The sequence below is a fragment of the Mycobacterium novum genome, assembly GCF_010726505.1.
In the GTDB taxonomy this organism is placed as follows: Bacteria; Actinomycetota; Actinomycetes; order Mycobacteriales; family Mycobacteriaceae; genus Mycobacterium; species Mycobacterium algericum.
The window spans coordinates 2,973,677-2,990,928 of record NZ_AP022562.1 but is presented as its reverse complement, the minus strand read 5'-3'; the positions used below and the strand labels follow the sequence as shown (position 1 = coordinate 2,990,928).

The 17,252-nt window shown below is 68.7% G+C and carries 21 protein-coding genes; 9 read left to right on the top strand and 12 right to left on the bottom strand.

The genetic code is table 11. The annotated features are described in order from the left end of the window. Positions 1-26: 26 nt before the first annotated feature. The 8 genes from truA to infA form a co-directional block, all read right to left on the bottom strand. Positions 27-932, bottom strand: a complete 906-nt coding sequence (truA, locus tag G6N19_RS13875) for a tRNA pseudouridine(38-40) synthase TruA (protein WP_081465566.1) — start codon at positions 930-932, stop codon at positions 27-29. Next, entirely contained in the window at positions 874-1,425 is a 552-nt protein-coding gene (rplQ, locus tag G6N19_RS13870) for a 50S ribosomal protein L17 (protein ID WP_013830208.1), read from the bottom strand. Before rplQ ends, truA begins: the two co-directional genes overlap by 59 nt. A 59-nt stretch (positions 1,426-1,484) precedes the next feature. Continuing rightward, on the bottom strand, positions 1,485-2,528 hold the full coding sequence (locus G6N19_RS13865; protein ID WP_013830209.1) for a DNA-directed RNA polymerase subunit alpha: 1,044 nt from the start codon (positions 2,526-2,528) through the stop codon (positions 1,485-1,487). A 130-nt stretch (positions 2,529-2,658) separates the two neighbouring features. Continuing rightward, entirely contained in the window at positions 2,659-3,264 is a 606-nt protein-coding gene (rpsD, locus tag G6N19_RS13860) for a 30S ribosomal protein S4 (protein WP_013830210.1), read from the bottom strand. Positions 3,265-3,288: 24 nt separating this feature from the next. After that, positions 3,289-3,699, bottom strand: a complete 411-nt coding sequence (rpsK, locus tag G6N19_RS13855; RefSeq protein WP_013830211.1) for a 30S ribosomal protein S11 — start codon at positions 3,697-3,699, stop codon at positions 3,289-3,291. 5 nt (positions 3,700-3,704) lie between these two features. After that, positions 3,705-4,079, bottom strand: a complete 375-nt coding sequence (gene rpsM, locus G6N19_RS13850) for a 30S ribosomal protein S13 (RefSeq protein ID WP_041318631.1) — start codon at positions 4,077-4,079, stop codon at positions 3,705-3,707. Positions 4,080-4,235: 156 nt separating this feature from the next. Next, positions 4,236-4,349, bottom strand: a complete 114-nt coding sequence (rpmJ, locus tag G6N19_RS13845; RefSeq protein ID WP_003879483.1) for a 50S ribosomal protein L36 — start codon at positions 4,347-4,349, stop codon at positions 4,236-4,238. Positions 4,350-4,412: 63 nt separating this feature from the next. Then, the gene (gene infA, locus G6N19_RS13840; protein WP_003418601.1) at positions 4,413-4,634 is read right to left on the bottom strand and encodes a translation initiation factor IF-1; all 222 of its coding nucleotides are present in this window, start codon (positions 4,632-4,634) and stop codon (positions 4,413-4,415) included. 270 nt (positions 4,635-4,904) lie between these two features. Between infA and G6N19_RS13835 the strand changes: the two genes are divergently transcribed. The 7 genes from G6N19_RS13835 to mmsB all read left to right on the top strand — a co-directional run bounded on the left by G6N19_RS13835 (position 4,905) and on the right by mmsB (position 12,558). Continuing rightward, entirely contained in the window at positions 4,905-5,762 is an 858-nt protein-coding gene (locus tag G6N19_RS13835) for an LLM class F420-dependent oxidoreductase (RefSeq protein ID WP_193465131.1), read from the top strand. A gap of 96 nt (positions 5,763-5,858) precedes the next feature. Then, entirely contained in the window at positions 5,859-6,854 is a 996-nt protein-coding gene (gene rfbB, locus G6N19_RS13830; RefSeq protein ID WP_083037862.1) for a dTDP-glucose 4,6-dehydratase, read from the top strand. Position 6,855: 1 nt separating this feature from the next. Then, on the top strand, positions 6,856-7,428 hold the full coding sequence (gene rfbC / locus G6N19_RS13825) for a dTDP-4-dehydrorhamnose 3,5-epimerase (RefSeq protein WP_013830215.1): 573 nt from the start codon (positions 6,856-6,858) through the stop codon (positions 7,426-7,428). Positions 7,429-7,576: 148 nt separating this feature from the next. Next, positions 7,577-8,818: a carotenoid oxygenase family protein gene (locus G6N19_RS13820; RefSeq protein ID WP_232062389.1), complete on the top strand. Its 1,242-nt coding sequence runs from the start codon at positions 7,577-7,579 to the stop codon at positions 8,816-8,818. Positions 8,819-8,965: 147 nt separating this feature from the next. Then, entirely contained in the window at positions 8,966-10,486 is a 1,521-nt protein-coding gene (locus G6N19_RS13815; RefSeq protein WP_013830218.1) for a CoA-acylating methylmalonate-semialdehyde dehydrogenase, read from the top strand. A gap of 12 nt (positions 10,487-10,498) precedes the next feature. Beyond that, positions 10,499-11,674: an acyl-CoA dehydrogenase family protein gene (locus tag G6N19_RS13810; protein ID WP_193465130.1), complete on the top strand. Its 1,176-nt coding sequence runs from the start codon at positions 10,499-10,501 to the stop codon at positions 11,672-11,674. 8 nt (positions 11,675-11,682) lie between these two features. Further along, positions 11,683-12,558, top strand: a complete 876-nt coding sequence (gene mmsB / locus G6N19_RS13805; protein ID WP_013830220.1) for a 3-hydroxyisobutyrate dehydrogenase — start codon at positions 11,683-11,685, stop codon at positions 12,556-12,558. 4 nt (positions 12,559-12,562) lie between these two features. Here the strand turns inward: mmsB and G6N19_RS13800 are convergent, their stop codons facing one another. Both G6N19_RS13800 and G6N19_RS13795 read right to left on the bottom strand, forming a co-directional pair. Then, the gene (locus G6N19_RS13800; RefSeq protein ID WP_275987176.1) at positions 12,563-13,186 is read right to left on the bottom strand and encodes a L,D-transpeptidase family protein; all 624 of its coding nucleotides are present in this window, start codon (positions 13,184-13,186) and stop codon (positions 12,563-12,565) included. Positions 13,187-13,303: 117 nt separating this feature from the next. Beyond that, the gene (locus G6N19_RS13795; protein ID WP_193465129.1) at positions 13,304-13,837 is read right to left on the bottom strand and encodes an HAD family hydrolase; all 534 of its coding nucleotides are present in this window, start codon (positions 13,835-13,837) and stop codon (positions 13,304-13,306) included. Between the two features lie 117 nt (positions 13,838-13,954). Between G6N19_RS13795 and G6N19_RS13790 the strand changes: the two genes are divergently transcribed. Beyond that, entirely contained in the window at positions 13,955-14,605 is a 651-nt protein-coding gene (locus G6N19_RS13790) for a response regulator (protein ID WP_193465128.1), read from the top strand. Beyond that, positions 14,602-15,888 (top strand): GAF domain-containing sensor histidine kinase, encoded by a 1,287-nt coding sequence (locus G6N19_RS13785; RefSeq protein WP_013830224.1) that lies wholly within the window; start codon positions 14,602-14,604, stop codon positions 15,886-15,888. The genes G6N19_RS13790 and G6N19_RS13785 overlap by 4 nt, the downstream gene beginning before the upstream one ends. A 63-nt stretch (positions 15,889-15,951) precedes the next feature. Here G6N19_RS13785 and G6N19_RS13780 read toward each other — a convergent pair whose 3' ends face one another. Together G6N19_RS13780 and map are read right to left on the bottom strand one after the other, a co-directional pair. Beyond that, the gene (locus G6N19_RS13780) at positions 15,952-16,458 is read right to left on the bottom strand and encodes a MarR family winged helix-turn-helix transcriptional regulator (protein ID WP_083037858.1); all 507 of its coding nucleotides are present in this window, start codon (positions 16,456-16,458) and stop codon (positions 15,952-15,954) included. A gap of 55 nt (positions 16,459-16,513) precedes the next feature. Beyond that, positions 16,514-17,245, bottom strand: coding sequence for a type I methionyl aminopeptidase (gene map, locus G6N19_RS13775; RefSeq protein ID WP_408632503.1), 732 nt, complete (start codon positions 17,243-17,245; stop codon positions 16,514-16,516). Positions 17,246-17,252: the final 7 nt, after the last annotated feature.

The following is a 17,252-nucleotide window of genomic DNA, read 5'->3' as shown; positions in this document are numbered from 1 at the left end:
ACCGTGCACGCTTACGTCCAAGGCAATCAGCGGGTGCGTAGCTCCCGGGTGATTGCGGTGCGCGCGCCCAGCTGGTCGTCCGGCGGGTAGTCGACCCCGACCAGGGTCAGCCCGCGCGCCGGCGCGGCGGTGAAGTCGCTGGAGCGGCGGCTGGCATTCAGCAACCCCGCGCACCAGGCCGCATCGCGCCGGTGCTCGCCGACGGCCAGCACGGCTCCGACCAGGGAGCGCACCATCGACCAGCAGAACGCGTCGGCGCTGACGTGCGCGGTGACCAGGTCGCCGTCGCGCACCCAGTCGAGGCGCTGCAGGTCACGGATGGTGGTGGCACCCTCGCGATGACGACAGAACGCTGCGAAGTCGTTGAGTCCCAACAGCTGCTGGGACGCTTCAGACATCGCCTCGACGTCCAGCGGGCGCGGCCACGCGGTGACATAGCGAGCCGACTGCGGCATCACCCCGTAGCGCGCCGTGGAGAGTCGGTAGACGTAATGGCGCCGCAGCGCCGAGAACCGGGCGTCAAAGCCCGGAGCAGCCCGTTCCACCCGCAGCGCCCGGACGTCGGCCGGCAGGAAACGCGCCAATCGCCGTGTCAGCGCCAGGAATTCCGGCTCGCCGTCCCGCCGGGCACGCGAATAGGCATACCGCAACGCAGACTCGGGAACATCGACGTGGGCCACCTGCCCGGTGGCATGTACGCCGGTATCGGTGCGCCCCGCCGCGAACAACCGCACCGGGGTGCGGAACACCGTCGTCAGCGCCTCATCGAGGACACCGGCGACCGTGCGCTGCCCGGCCTGAACCGCCCAGCCGGCGAACTCCGTGCCGTCGTAGGCGATGTCGAGCCGAAGCCGGACAGCCTCGGCGTTACTGTCAGGACTCGTCGGTGCCCTCGGTGGTCTCGGCGGCGTCGGCGGCCTCGGTCGCCTCAGCGGCTTCGGCAGCCGGCTCCTCGACCGTCTCGGTCGCGGCCGGCTTCTCGGCGGGCTCCTCGGCCGGCTTCTCCGCCTTGGCAGCGGCCTTCTTGGCCCCGGCGCGGCGCGCCTTGTCGGCCTCGGAGGTCACCGTCTTCTCCCGGACCAGCTCGATCACGGCCATCGGGGCGTTGTCGCCCTGACGCGCCTCGACCTTGATGATGCGGGTGTAGCCGCCGTTACGGTCCGCGAAGTGCGGGGCGATCTCGGCGAACAGCGAGTGCACCACGTCCTTGTCGCGGATCTTCTTGAGCACCTCACGCCGGTTGTGCAGCGTGCCCTTCTTGGCGTGGGTGATCAGCTTCTCGGCGTACGGCCGCAATGCCCGCGCCTTGGACTCGGTGGTCTTGATCCGGCCGTGGGTGAACAGCGAGGTGGCCAGGTTGGCCAGCAGCGCCTTCTGGTGCGAGGACGACCCGCCGAGACGGCGACCCTTGGTGGGTTTGGGCATTGGGGCTTCTCCTAAATGGGGCCGGCCCCCGTATCAGGTAGGGCCGGGACGGAATTCTGCTACAGCTGTTCGGTTTCGGCGTAGTCCTGCTCGTCGTAACCGGTGTCGGCCGACCAGGTGCCGGTGGCGGCGTCGTAACCCGCCACCTGCGACGGGTCGAAGCTGGCCGGGCTGTCCTTGAGCGACAGACCGAGCTGGTGCAGCTTCACCTTGACCTCGTCGATGGACTTCTGCCCGAAGTTACGGATGTCGAGCAGGTCGGACTCGGTGCGGGCGACCAGCTCCCCGACCGTGTGCACGCCCTCGCGCTTGAGGCAGTTGTAGGACCGCACCGTCAGATCCAGGTCGTCGATCGGCAGCGCGAACGACGCGATGTGGTCCGCTTCGGCCGGCGACGGCCCGATCTCGATGCCCTCGGCCTCGACGTTGAGTTCGCGTGCCAGGCCGAACAATTCGACCAGGGTCTTGCCGGCCGAGGCCAGCGCGTCCCGCGGGCTGATGGAGTTCTTGGTCTCCACATCCAGCACCAGCTTGTCGAAGTCGGTGCGCTGCTCGACACGGGTGGCCTCGACCTTGTAGGTCACCTTGAGCACCGGCGAGTAGATCGAGTCGACCGGGATGCGGCCGATCTCGGCGCCGGAGACCTTGTTCTGCACGGCCGGGACGTAACCGCGGCCCCGCTCGACGATCAACTCGACCTCGAGCTTGCCCTTGTCGTTGAGGGTCGCGATGTGCATGTCGGGGTTGTGCACCGTCACGCCCGCCGGCGGCACGATGTCACCGGCGGTGACGGCACCCGGGCCCTGCTTGCGCAGGTACATGGTGACCGGCTCGTCCTCGTCGGAGGAGACCACCAGGCCCTTGAGGTTCAAGATGATGTCGGTGACATCCTCTTTGACGCCGGGGACCGTCGTGAACTCGTGCAGCACGCCGTCGATGCGGATGCTGGTGACCGCCGCGCCGGGGATCGACGACAGCAGCGTGCGGCGAAGCGAGTTGCCCAGGGTGTAACCGAATCCCGGCTCCAGCGGTTCGATGACGAACTGGGAGCGGTTGTCGGCCACTACCTCTTCGGACAGGGTGGGACGCTGCGAGATCAGCATTGGTGTTCTTTCTCCTTCTGGCACCCGCTATTTGATGCCGCTCGGTTGTCTCGCGGCGATCCGCTTCGCCCGGCTACGCCGCGCTTGCGATCCCCGCGGGGGTACTCGGGGGCGTTCCCCGAGTGTGGTGTTACTTCGAGTAGAACTCGACGATCAGCTGCTCGGCGAGCGGGACGTCGATCTGTGCGCGCTCGGGCAGCTGGTGGACCAGGATGCGCTGCCGCTCCCCGACCACCTGCAGCCAGCCCGGGATGGGGCGGTCGCCCGCGGTCTCCCGGGAGATCTGGAACGGCACCGTGTTGATCGACTTGTCCTTGACGTCGATGATGTCGTACTGCGAGACCTGGTAGCTGGGCACGTCGACCTTCACACCGTTGACGGTGAAGTGGCCGTGGCTGACCAACTGACGGGCCATCCGACGAGTGCGGGCCAGGCCCGCGCGGTAGACCACGTTGTCCAGCCGGCTCTCCAGGATGCGCAGCAGTTCCTCGCCGGTCTTGCCGCCACGACGGACGGCTTCCTCGTAGTAGCGGCGGAACTGCTTCTCCATCACGCCGTAGGTGAAGCGAGCCTTCTGCTTCTCCTGCAGCTGCAGCCGGTATTCGCTTTCCTTGATCCGCGCGCGGCCGTGCTGGCCGGGCGGGTAGGGCCGCTTCTCGAATGCCTGGTCTCCGCCGACGAGGTCGACGCCCAGCCGGCGGGACTTGCGGGTTGCGGGTCCGGTGTAACGAGCCATGTTGTTTCTCCTCCTCGAACCCGACTAGACCCGGCGACGCTTGGGCGGACGGCAACCGTTGTGGGGCTGCGGGGTGACATCGGAAATCGCACCGACCTCCAAGCCGGCAGCCTGCAGCGAGCGGATCGCGGTCTCGCGGCCAGAACCCGGGCCCTTGACGAACACGTCGACCTTCTTCACACCGTGCTCCTGCGCCTTGCGGGCGGCGTTCTCGGCGGCCAGCTGTGCGGCGAACGGGGTGGACTTACGCGAGCCCTTGAACCCGACGTGACCCGACGACGCCCAGGCGATGACGTTGCCCTGCGGGTCGGTGATCGTCACGATCGTGTTGTTGAAGGTGCTCTTGATGTGCGCGGCACCGTGCGGGACGTTCTTCTTTTCCCGCCGCCGGGTCTTCTGGCCCTTCTTGGGCCCGGTCGCTTTCTTGGTTGCCATGGGTCTTACCTGGCCTTCTTCTTACCGGCGATGGTGCGCTTGGGGCCCTTGCGGGTACGCGCGTTGGTCTTGGTCCGCTGGCCGCGCACCGGCAGCCCGCGGCGGTGCCGCAGGCCCTGGTAGCAGCCGATCTCGATCTTGCGACGGATGTCGGCCTGCACCTCGCGGCGCAGGTCACCCTCGACCTTGAGGTTGCCCTCGATGTAGTCGCGCAGCGCGGTCAGCTGTTCGTCGGTGAGGTCCTTGCTGCGCTGGTCCTTGTCGATACCAGTCGCGGCGAGAATTTCGCCTGCGCGGGTACGGCCGATGCCGTAGATGTAGGTCAGCGCGATCTCCATGCGCTTATCGCGCGGCAGGTCGACGCCCACAAGTCGTGCCATGGGTGGCATTCCCTCTTTCGTAGCGGAGGTGTCGGTCCCAGCCCGTTCCCGGCCGAAATAGCTCCGGGGCCCGGCCTCCGATCCGGGCGTTGCCGAACGGCCAATCCGTTCAGTGGTACTGGGAGGTCTGCATTCAGTTGTGTGGCGGGATGTTGGCTAGCCCTGACGCTGCTTGTGGCGCGGGTCTGAGCAGATCACCATGACCCGGCCGTGCCGACGGATCACCCTGCACTTGTCGCAGATCGGCTTGACGCTGGGGTTCACCTTCACGGCTGCTGTGGTCCTGTTCTCATTCGCTGGTTACTAAAGGTCTGCTGGCTGGGCGGCCCGGCGCTACTTGTACCGGTAGACGATGCGTCCCCGGGACAGGTCGTAAGGAGACAACTCCACGACCACCCGGTCCTCCGGCAGGATTCGGATGTAGTGCTGCCGCATCTTGCCGCTGATGTGAGCGAGCACCTTGTGACCGTTCTCCAGCTCAATGCGAAACATCGCATTGGGCAGGGGCTCGACCACGCGGCCCTCGACCTCGATGGCACCGTCTTTCTTGGCCATTACTCTCCGGCGATCCTCCGTGTCTGGCTTTCCTGTTGTATATGCATGCGCCCGCCATGGCGCAGCATCGACTACGACTACAGAACGTGGGCCGGTGGCAGGAAATTCCAGGTAGAAAGCCAAGAATCTCAGACTGGGCACGCAAGAGTCGACGCGAACGCCGCACCGTCGTCCCACGATACCCGGTGGAGAGCCGGGCGCCAAAATCGTCGGTGATGAGAGACTGATCCCAAACGGCACCAGCCGCCGCCACGCAGCGATGGGATGCACATGACCGAGGCACTGTCACTCAAACCCGAGCTGGGCCGCTACGCGGTTTGGACCTTCGGATCCCCGTCTCCCGAGCAGGTCGCCGAGATCGAGCGGCTGGGTTACGGCGCGATCTGGGTGGGTGGCTCGCCGGCCGCAGAACTCTCCTTCGTCGAGCCGCTGCTGGCGGCGACGACGACGCTGCAGGTGGCAACCGGGATCGTCAACATCTGGTCGGCGCCGGCGCCGCAGGTCGCGGAGTCGTATAACCGCATCGAGGCCGCTCATCCCGGCCGGTTCCTGCTGGGCATCGGCGTCGGTCACAGCGAGGCCACCGCCGAGTACCGCAGTCCGTATCAGGCCCTGGTCGATTATCTCGACAGCCTGGACGCGGCCGGCGTGCCCACCAGCCGCCGGGTGCTGGCCGCGCTGGGCCCCAAGGTGCTGCGATTGGCGGCGGAGCGCAGCGCCGGGGCCCATCCCTACCTGACCACTCCCGAGCACACCGCGACCGCGCGCGGACTGATCGGGCCGTCGGTGTTCCTGGCGCCCGAGCACAAGGTGGTGCTCACCACCGATGCCGCCGCCGCCCGCGAGGCCGGGCGCGAGGCGGTCGGCTTCTATCTGCGGCTGTCGAACTACGTCAACAACTGGCGCAGGCTGGGCTTCACCGAGCGCGACGTACGCCCACCCGGCAGCGACCGGCTGATCGACGCGGTGGTGGCCCACGGCACCGCCGAGAAGGTCGCCGCCCGGTTGGGTGAGCACCTGGACGCCGGCGCGGATCAGGTGACGATCCAGGTGCTGGGCGGCTGGAAGGCCCTGCTGCCGACACTGACGGAGCTGGCCGGGCCCCTGGGGTTGACACCGCGGGACTGACCGCGAGTGGGAATCTGGCGACGCGACGCGCGGGCGCGGCGTCGTGGATTTCCCGCTCGCGCCAAGGGGGCGCCCCGCCCCCGTTAGGGTTGCCCCATGCGGCTGCTGGTCACCGGCGGCGCCGGGTTCATCGGCGCCAACTTCGTGCACAGCACGCTGGCGCAGCGGCCCGGCGCCGAGATCACGGTGCTCGACGCCCTGACCTACGCCGGCAGCCGCGAGTCACTGGGCGACATCACCGCCGATATCCGGCTGGTGGAGGGCGACATCACCGACGCCACGCTGGTGTCGCAGCTGGTCGCCGAATCCGACGCGGTGGTGCACTTCGCCGCCGAAACCCACGTGGACAACGCGCTGGCCGACCCCGAGCCGTTCCTGCGCTCCAACGTGGTCGGCACCTTCACCGTGCTGGAGGCGGTACGCGCCCACCGGGTGCGGCTGCATCACGTCTCCACCGACGAGGTCTACGGCGAGCTGGCCCTCGACGATCCCCGCCGGTTCACCGAGACGACGCCGTATCACCCGTCGAGCCCCTACTCGTCGACCAAGGCCGCCGCCGACCTGCTGGTGCGGTCCTGGGTGCGCTCCTACGGCACCCACGCGACGATCTCGAACTGCTCCAACAACTACGGGCCTTACCAGCACGTGGAGAAGTTCATCCCGCGCCAGATCACCAACCTGCTGACCGGGCGCCGAGCCAAGCTGTACGGCAGCGGTGCCAACGTGCGGGACTGGATCCACGTCGACGACCACAACAGCGCGGTCTGGGCCATCATGGCCGGCGGGCATCCCGGGCGCACCTACCTGATCGGCGCCGACGGGGAACGCGACAACCGCAGCGTGCTGCAGGCCATCCTGCGGCTGATGGACCACGACCCCGACGACTTCGACCACGTCGCCGACCGGCCCGGCCATGACCTGCGGTATGCGATCGACCCGTCTGCGCTGCGCGACGAGCTGGGCTGGAAACCCGAGCACACCGACTTCGAGGCCGGGCTGCGCGCGACGATCGAGTGGTACCGCGCCAACGAATCCTGGTGGGCGCCGCTGAAAGACGCCGCCGAAGCCCGCTACGCCGAGCTGGGACGCTGAGGTGGCGTTCCGCGAACTGGCCGTCCCGGGGGCCTGGGAGCTCACCCCGACCCAACACGCCGACGCGCGCGGCGTGTTCTTCGAATGGTTCACCGACCGCGAGTTCACTGGGTTCGCCGGTCACCGGTTCGATCTGCGGCAGGCCAACTGCTCGGTGTCGCGCGCCGGCGTGCTGCGCGGCCTGCATTTCGCCCAGCCGCCGCCCGGGCAGGCCAAGTACGTCACCTGCGTGACGGGGTCGGTCTTCGACGTCGTCGTCGACGTCCGGGCCGGTTCGCCGACCTACGGCCGCTGGGATGCGGTGCTGCTGGACGCCCGCGACCGCCGATCGGTGTACATCGCCGCCGGCTTGGCGCACGGATTCCTTGCGCTACAAGATGATTCGACAGTGATGTATCTGTGCTCCGCCGAATACGACCCACAGCGCGAGCACACCATCAGCGCCACCGACCCCGCGATCGGCATCGACTGGCCCGCCGATCACCCGCTGGTGGTCTCCGAGCGCGACCGCGAGGCACCGACGCTGGCCGAGGTGCGGGCCGCCGGGCTGCTGCCGGTCTGGGATCAGGCGTAACCGAGGTTGGCTCTCACCGACTGTGCGGTTTGGCAGGCAAAACGGCCCCGAAACATGCAAAGCCGCACATTCGGCACCGCTCAGCCCGCAAGATGCGGTCAGGTCAGGGGCCGGTCACCAGCTGGCCCGTCAACCACCAGGAGCAGCCATGGCCAGCCCAAGGGTCACCGCCTACGCCCCACTGTATGACGAATTCGACTACGTCATCGACGACTACGACGGTGAACTCCCCGCCGATCTGCATGGCACGCTGTACCGCAACGGACCCGGGAAGCTCGATGCCGGGGGCCAGCAGCTCGGCCACCTCTTCGACGGCGACGGCATGCTGTCGATGTTCACCTTCGCGGACGGCAGGCTGCACTACCGCAACCGCTACGTCGCCACCAAGCACTACCGGAAATCCCTAGCCTCCAAGGGCGCTCCCTACCGCGCGCTGGGAACGATGCGCCCCGGCGGGATCCTCCGCAACGCGCTGCGCTTCCCGGCCAACGTCGCCAACACCGGCGTGGTCACGCATGCCGGAAAGCTGCTGGCACTATGGGAGGGCGGCCCGCCCACCGAGGTCGACCCGGACACCCTGGGCACTATCGGTATTCACCGATTCGGCGGCAAGTTGAAGTGGCTGGGCGCGTTCTCCGCCCACCCGAAGTGGGACCCCGCGACAGGCGAGATGTTCAACTTCGGCATGGCGATGCTGCCCGTCCCGAAACTGATCTGCTACCGGGTGGACCGTGCCGGAACGCTGCACCGGTTGGGGCAGCTCAAGCTGCCGGCGCCGATGTTCAACCATGATGTCGGCCTGACCGCACGCCACATGGTGTTCGTGATCCCCCCGCTGATGTTCCCGCCCGCCAAGATGCTCGCCGCGGGCCTGGGGATGCGCAACTTCATCGATGCCATCGACTACGAGGCGTCCCGCGGCACCATGGTCGCACTGGTGCCGCGGGACGGCGGCAAAACCCTTGTGCGGCACACAGATCCGACGCTGCACCTGCACCTGGCCAACGCCTATGAGGACCGCGGCGACACCGTCGTCGAACTGGCCGACTACGACGCCAGCTGGGAAGACCTCAACGGCCAGCTCTCCTCGGTGCAGACGCTGGCCCAGAGCGGCACCATGCCCTACGGGGGGCATCTGACGCGGATGCGGATCACGCCGTCGGGCAGCGTGACGTCCGAACGGCTCACCGAGAGCTACGGCGAATTCCCGACCTTCAACCTGACCCGCACCGGCTCCCCGCAGCGCTACACCTACCTGTCGGCGAACACCGGCGCCGGGGCCTATCCGAATGCGGTCGCCCGCATCGACAACAGTACGGGGACGCAGCTCACCTACGCGCTGCCGCCGGGCCGGTTTTCACCGGGCGGCTCCGACACCACCTGCCGCTGACATTCCACGGCTGCTTCACCCCGCGGGCGGCGCGCGTCAGGTCATAACCGCGCACGCGGGCAGGAAACCCCCTCGCATTTACTAGGATGTCCTAGTATTCTTCGGGTAGGGCCGATCCGGCTCACCACGACTTCACGGGGATGGCGCATGAGCACTCAGATTCCACACTTCATCGACGGTCGCCGCACCGCCGGCGGTTCGCAACGCAGCACCGACGTCTTCGACCCCAACACCGGCGAGGTCCAGGCGACGCTGCCACTGGCCAACACCGCCGACGTCGACGGCGCGGTCGCCTCGGCCGCGGCCGCCCAGCGCGGCTGGGCCGCCCAGAACCCGCAACGCCGGGCCCGAGTGATGATGCGCTTCATCGACCTGGTCAACGCCAATGCCGACGAGCTGGCCGAGTTGCTCTCCCGCGAGCACGGCAAGACCCTCGACGACGCCCGCGGCGACATCCAGCGCGGTATCGAGGTGATCGAGTTCTGCGTCGGCATCCCGCACCTGCTCAAGGGCGAGCACACCGAGGGTGCCGGGCCGGGAATCGACGTCTTCTCGCTGCGCCAGCCGCTGGGCGTGGTCGCCGGGATCACCCCGTTCAACTTCCCGGCGATGATCCCGCTGTGGCAGGCCGGGCCGGCGCTGGCCTGCGGTAACGCCTTCATCCTCAAGCCGTCCGAGCGGGACCCCTCGGTCCCGGTGCGGCTCGCCGAGCTGTTCGTCGAGGCGGGCCTACCGCCGGGGGTGCTGCAGGTGGTGCACGGCGACAAGGAGGCCGTCGACGCGCTGCTGCACCACCGCGACGTCGCCGCGATCGGCTTCGTCGGCAGCTCCGACATCGCGCAGTACATCTACTCCACGGCCACCGCCAACGGCAAGCGCGCCCAGTGCTTCGGCGGGGCGAAGAACCACATGATCGTGATGCCCGACGCCGACCTGGACCAGGCCGTCGACGCGCTGATCGGCGCCGGCTACGGCAGCGCCGGCGAGCGCTGCATGGCGATCTCGGTGGCGGTGCCGGTCGGCGAGCAGACCGCCGAGCGGTTACGCGGCCGGCTGGTGGAGCGGATCAACAACCTGCGGGTGGGCCACAGCCTCGACCCCAAGGCCGACTACGGCCCGCTGGTCACCCGCGCGGCCCTCGAGCGGGTCAACGACTACATCGGCCAGGGCGTGGCCGCCGGCGCCGAACTGGTGATCGACGGCCGGGAACGGGCCAGCGACGACACCCAGTTCGGCGACGCGGACCTGTCCGGCGGCTTCTTCGCCGGGCCGACGCTGTTCGACCACGTCACTACCGAGATGTCGATCTACACCGACGAGATCTTCGGGCCGGTGCTGTGCATGGTGCGCGCAGCGGACTACGAAGAGGCATTGCGGCTGCCCAGCGAACACGAATACGGCAACGGGGTGGCGATCTTCACCCGCGACGGCGACACCGCCCGCGACTTCACCTCCCGGGTGCAGGTCGGCATGGTCGGCGTGAACGTGCCGATCCCGGTTCCGGTGGCCTACCACACCTTCGGCGGCTGGAAGCGGTCCGGCTTCGGCGACCTCAACCAGCACGGCACGGCGTCGATCACCTTCTACACCAAGGTCAAGACGGTGACTCAGCGCTGGCCCTCGGGGATCAAGGACGGTGCCGAATTCCACATCCCCACCATGCAATAGGGGTTTGGGCACATGAAAACCGTGATGGATGACGAAGAACGGGTGATCGTCGAGACCGCAGCGGCGTTCGCCGAGAAGCGCCTCGCTCCGCACGCCCTGGAATGGGATGAGTCCCACCACTTTCCGGTCGATGTGATGCGGGAGGCGGCCGAACTGGGAATGGCGGCGATCTACTGCCGCGACGACGTCGGCGGGTCCGGGCTGCGCCGGCTGGACGGGGTGCGCATCTTCGAGCAGTTGGCGATCGCCGACCCGGTGATCGCCGCCTACCTGTCGATCCACAACATGTGCGCCTGGATGATCGACAGCTACGGCACCGAAGAGCAGCGCAAGAACTGGGTGCCGCGACTGGCGCCGATGACCGCGGTCGCCAGCTACTGCCTCACCGAGCCGGGGGCGGGATCCGATGCCAGCGCGTTGAGCACCCGCGCGGTGCGGTCCGGGCCCGGACGGAACGCAGACTACGTGCTCGACGGCGTCAAGCAGTTCATCTCCGGCGCGGGCGTCTCGGATGTGTATGTGGTGATGGCGCGCACCGGCGCCGACGGCCCTCGCGGCATCTCGGCGTTCATCATCGAAAAGGACACTCCCGGACTGAGTTTCGGAGCCGCCGAGCAGAAGATGGGCTGGAACGCCCAACCGACCGCACAGGTCATCCTGGAGGGGGTGCGGGTGCCCGCCGAAGCGATGCTCGGCGGCGAAGACGGCGAAGGCAACGGCTTTAACATCGCGATGAACGGCCTCAACGGTGGCCGGATCAACATCGCGGCCTGCTCGCTAGGCGGCGGCCAGGCCGCGTTCGACAAGACCGGCGGCTACCTGGCCGACCGGTCGGCGTTCGGCAAGGCGCTGCTCGACGAGCCGACGATCCGGTTCACGCTGGCCGACATGGCCACCGCACTGGAGACCTCCCGGCTGCTGCTGTGGCGGGCGGCGACCGCCCTCGACGACGGCGCCGAGGACAAGGTGGAGCTGTGCGCGATGGCCAAGCGCTACGTCACCGACGCCTGCTTCACCGTGGCCGATCAGGCACTGCAGCTGCACGGCGGCTACGGATATCTGCGCGAATACGGTCTGGAGAAAATCGTCCGGGACCTGCGGGTGCACCGCATCCTGGAGGGCACCAACGAGATCATGCGGATGGTCGTCGGCCGAGCCGAGGCCGCTCGGGTCCGGACCGGCAGCTAGGAGCTTCGATGCAGACCGTCGCATTTCTGGGACTGGGACACATGGGCGGGCCGATGTCGGCGAACCTGGTGGCCGCCGGGCACACCGTGCGCGGCTTCGACCCGGTGCCGGCGGCGGCCACGGCCGCCGAGCAGCGCGGCGTGAGCGTCCAGCCGTCGGCCTCCGAAGCGGTCGCCGGCGCCGACGTGGTGATCACCATGCTGCCGCACGGCGACGCGGTGAAACGCTGCTACGCCGACATCCTGCCGGCGGCCCAACCGGGCGCCCTGTTCATCGACAGCTCCACCATCTCGGTCGCCGACGCACGTGAGGTCCACGCGCTGGCCGGCTCGCACGGGTTCGCCCAACTCGACGCGCCGGTGTCCGGCGGGGTCACCGGCGCGGTCGCGGGGCGGTTGGCCTTCATGGTCGGCGGAGAGCAGGACGCGGTACAGCGCGCGACACCGGTGCTGGAGCCGATGGCAGCCAAGGTCACCCACTGCGGCGCGGCGGGCGCCGGCCAGGCCGCCAAGATCTGCAACAACATGGTGCTGGCCGTCCAGCAGGTGGCCGTCGCCGAGGCGTTCGTACTGGCCGACAAGCTCGGCCTGGCCGACCAGGCGCTGTTCGACGTGATGACCGGTGCCACCGGAAACTGCTGGGCACTGCACACCAACTGCCCGGTTCCCGGCCCGGTGCCCACCTCGCCGGCGAACCGGAACTTCGAGCCGGGATTCGCCGCCGCGCTGATGAACAAGGATCTGCACCTGGCGATGGACGCGGTGGGCTCGACCGGCGCCAACGCCCCACTGGGCAGCCATGCCGCGGCGATCTACGCCGAGTTCGCCGCCGAACACGGCGGCAAGGACTTCAGCGCCGTGATCGAGATGCTGCGCGGCAGTTGAGCGACTATTTCGCGATGGCCATCACCGCGCCCGGCCTCAGCCAGCCGATGATCTTCACCAGCGTGGCGTCATCGATCGCCACGCAGCCCGCCGTCGGCCCGCCGTCGGTGGTGTGAAAAAAGTAGGCGGAACCGTCACCGGGTGTACGAGACTTATTGACGCCGATGACCACCGCGTGCCGGTACTGCGGGATGTTGAGGTTCTCGCTGGCCGTCGTGTCGAACGGGCACTGGGCTTTCTTGCAGATCTGCATGGTGTTGTAGGTCGGGCTCTTGGAGTCGCTGTCCCACCAGTGGTCGGATCCGACCTGCACGTACGGCAGGCCGCCACCGGGACTCGGAGCGGTGCCGAATGCGGAATCGAGCGTGTAGAACCCCATCGGAGTCGACGGCTCACCTTCTTTGGTTCGCGGGGTGATGCCCGCCGAACCGACATGCGCCGGAATCCCGGCAGCAACCGGTTCCCAGCCCGCGGGAGTCCGCTGATAGACATCGATCTTCGCGGTCGAATGACCCACTCCGACAACCGAAACCACCTGGGTGGCCGCAACTGGGAAGCCGACCGCATTCGCGAACCACGGATCGACAACCGCCGCGGTCGGTGGCGCGGTCACCGCCGTCACACTCATCGCGCACAGCACTGCGCACAGCAGAAGCACCAGTTGACGCACCACGTCATGGTCGATGGCCGGTGGCGGCAACGTCAAATGATGACCGCGCTGCGCGTCAAGCAACAAGCGCCGTCATCAACCTGCTTCGCGGCAGCTGAACCGCGCCACCACCCGCTGCGCCTGCAGCTCCCGGCACCCGTTGGCCGACAACCCGTCGTAGCCGTCCCGGTCGGCGAAGATCGCCGGCAGGCCGATAGCCGCGGCGGTCCGGGCGCCGGCCTCGGATCCGGCGATCACCAGCGACTCGCCTGCGACGATGCCCAGTTCCCACAGCGCCAGCCGGTAGAGCTCGGCGTCACCGGCGGGACCGGTCAGGTCCTCGGCGGTGACGATGGTCTCGGTCATACCGTCCCCGATCAACTCCCGCACCCGGGCCTGCACCACGTCGCGGGGTCCGGCGCCGACCACGGCCACCCAGAGACCGGCGGCGAACAGGCTCAGCACCAGGTCCACCAGGCCGGAGCGGGGCTCGCCGTCGGCATCGGAAAGGGCGTCGATGTCGAAGATCACCGCTTGCAGGGGGTACACCTCGGCGTCGGGTTGCACCTGGTCCCACCAGAACGGGCGGCCGGCACTGGTCCATGTCGCGAGCTCAGTTGTGATCTGCATAACAGCAGGATGCCGAAGATCGGGCCGGGCGTCCTCCCCCATCCGGGGGAACCGTCCGGGTAATCGCCGGAGGGTCTGAGCGGGGGCACTGAACCGATGGGGCCTTATTGTCGTGCTATGCCCGTGCGACTGGTCCTCGTCGACGATCACGAGATGGTGATCGAGGGCCTGCGTGCCATGCTCACCGCATTCTCCGACCGCATCGAGGTCGTGGGGCAGGCGATCAGCGCCGAACAGGCCCTCGCCGTGGTCGCCGACACCGATCCCGACATCGTGCTGTGCGACGTGCGGATGCGCGGTGAGAGCGGCCTGGACCTGTGCCTGGCGCTGCGGGAACGCGATCCGGAACGCAAGGTCGTGATGCTGTCGGTCTACGACGACGAGCAGTACCTGTTCGAAGCGCTGCGGGTCGGTGCGAGCGGCTACCTGCTCAAGAGCATCAGCAGCGACGACCTGGTGCACCAGATCGAGTTGGCCCACCGCGGCGAGACGGTGATCGATCCAGGCATGGCGGCCCGGGCGGCCGGCACCGCGGCGCGACTGCAACGCGACGAGTTCTGGCCGGGCGCTCGCCAGGGCCTGACCCAGCGGGAGAGCGAGATCCTGGCCTGCATGGTCAGCGGGCTGTCCAACCGCGGCATCGCCACCAAACTGGTGATCGGCGACGAGACCGTCAAGAGCCACCTCCGCTCGATCTACCGCAAGCTGGGGGTGTCCGACCGCACCGGTGCGGTGGCCACCGCATTGCGCGAGGGCATCTACCGGTGAGCACCTCCGGCAACAACCGGTCCCGCGCCCGCAAACGGGGCGCGGTACGCGATTTCGGTGATTTCGTCGACCCCAACCACGAGCTGGCGCTGCTGCGGGAACTGATCCAGGCCGCCTCCAGCGGGCCCGGGGTGGAGCCGCTGGCCGCCGCGGCGGCCCGGATGATCACCGCGGCGACCGGCACCGACGTCTGCTTCGTGCACGTCCTCGATGACACCGAACGCTCGCTGACGCTGACCGGCGCCACCCCGCCGTTCGACACCGAGGTGGGCAAGATCCGGCTGCCGCTGGAGTCGGGGGTGTCGGGCTGGGTCGCCCGGCACCGCGAGCCCGTGGTGATCAGCGACGACAAGGAGGCCGACCCGCGTTACGTGCCGATCGAGTCGCTGCGCGGGCGCGATTTCACCTCGATGGTGTCGGTGCCGATGGAGACAGATCCGGGCGGCCTGGTGGGGGTGCTCAACGTGCACACCGTGGAGCGCCGCGACTTCGCCCCCGGCGACATCGAGCTGCTGCGGGTGATCGGCCGGCTCATCGCCGGCGCCATGCACCAGGCCCGGCTGCACCGGCAGCTGGTGGCGCGCGAACGCGCCCACGAACTCTTCGTCGAGCAGGTGATCGAGGCCCAGGAGATCGAGCGGCGCCGGCTGGCCGGCGATATCCACGACGGCATCTCGCAGCGGCTGGTGACACTGTCCTACCGGCTGGATGCCGCCGCCCGGGCGGTCGGCAACGACCCGGACGAGGCGTCGCAGCAACTGGAGGCCGCCCGGGAGCTGGCCGGGCTGACACTGCAGGAGACCCGGGTGGCGATCAGCGGGCTGCGGCCGCCGGTGCTCGACGACCTGGGCCTGTCCGGCGGGCTGGCCAGCCTGGCTCAGTCGATACCGCAACTCAAGATCGAGCTGGACCTGGCCGAGATCCGGCTGCCCGAGCACATCGAGTTGGCGCTGTACCGGATCGCGCAGGAGGGCCTGCAGAACGTCGTCAAGCACGCCGCCGCGACGACGGTCCGGCTGGGATTCACGGTGACCGCCGACCCCGACGTCGCGCGGCTGGAGATCGTTGACGACGGGGTGGGTTTCGACACCTTCGAGCACCCGGTGGGCGGCGACGACATGGGCGGCTACGGGGTGCTGTCGATGGCCGAGCGCGCCGAGCTGGTGGGCGGCCGGCTCAACATCCGCTCGCGGCCGGGTGCGGGCACCGCCGTCACCGCCACCATCCCGGTGCCGTCCCCCTCCGCGCGAGCGTGCGCGTCCCCGGCCGACACACCGGACTGATCACCGGGATTAGGCACCCTCGCGCCCGAAAAACGCATCCCCGAGACGCCCCGGACCGGCCCGTCAGAAATCCCCGGCGTTGCGCCGCAGCGTCTCGATCGCCGACGACAGCATGCGCGACTCCTGCCCCGACATCCCGATGTCGGAGAAGACCTCGCTGTTGAGGCTGGCCGTCGCGTCGGCCACCGTCGAGCGGCCCGCGTCGGTGATCGACACCAGCGTGGTGCGGCCGTCGGTGGGGTGCGGCAGCCGCTCCACCAAGCCGGCGGCCTCCAATCGCCGAATCGCGTGCGTGACGCTGGTGACGTGGACCTGCAGCCGGTCGGAGGCCTTGGTGATCGGCAGTGCCCCGGACCGGCTGAACGCCAGCAGCCGCAGCAACTCGAACCGGGAGAAACTCAGGTCGTAGGGCCGCAGCGTCGCCTCCACCCGCGCCAGCAGAATCTGATGCGCCCGCATCACCGACGTCACCGCCACCATCCCGTCGGCGACGTCGCCCCAGCCGGCCCGTTCCCAGTTGGCGCGGGCCAGCGCGATCGGGTCGGCGTCGTCGGGAGGGTGGAAGTCCACGCCCGTTCTTATCACTTTTGGCTGCGACCGCGTGGGAACTGAAGTGTTCGAACCGCTAGGCCACGGTCAGGATTCGCGGCCCGTCATCGGTGACCGCCACGGTGTGTTCCCAGTGCGCCGCGCGGGAACTGTCGGCGGTGACGACCGTCCACTCGTCGTCGAGCACCACGGTCTGGTCGGTGCCCAACGTCAGCATCGGCTCGATCGCCAGCACCGACCCGGCCACCAACAGCGGTCCGCGGCCCGGCGACCCTTCGTTGGGCAGGAACGGGTCCATGTGCATCTGGCGGCCGATGCCGTGTCCGCCGTAACCGGCGACGATGCCGAACGAGCGACGGAACTCGGCCGACGCGGCGCGCGCCCCGGTCTCGATGGCATGCGAGACATCGCTGAGCCGGTTGCCGGGGACCATCGCGGCGATCCCGGCCCCCAGCGCCTGCCGGGTCGCCGCCGACAGGTCCTCGTCTGCCTGCGCCAGCTTCCCGACACCGAGGGTGATCGCCGCATCGCCGTGCCAGCCGTCCAGAATCGCACCGCAGTCGATGGATACCAGGTCACCGAGCTCGAGCACCTCGGTCGACGACGGGATGCCGTGCACCACCCGATCGTTCACCGAGCTGCAGATCGAGGCGGGAAAGCCGTGATAGCCCAGGAACGACGGCGTCGCACCCGCGTCCCGAATCACCGATTCGGCGATGTCGTCCAACTGCAGGGTCGAGGTACCCGCCACAGCGGCCTCGCGCACCGCGGCCAGTGCCGCCGCCACGACGGCGCCTGCCGCGGCCATCGCGTCG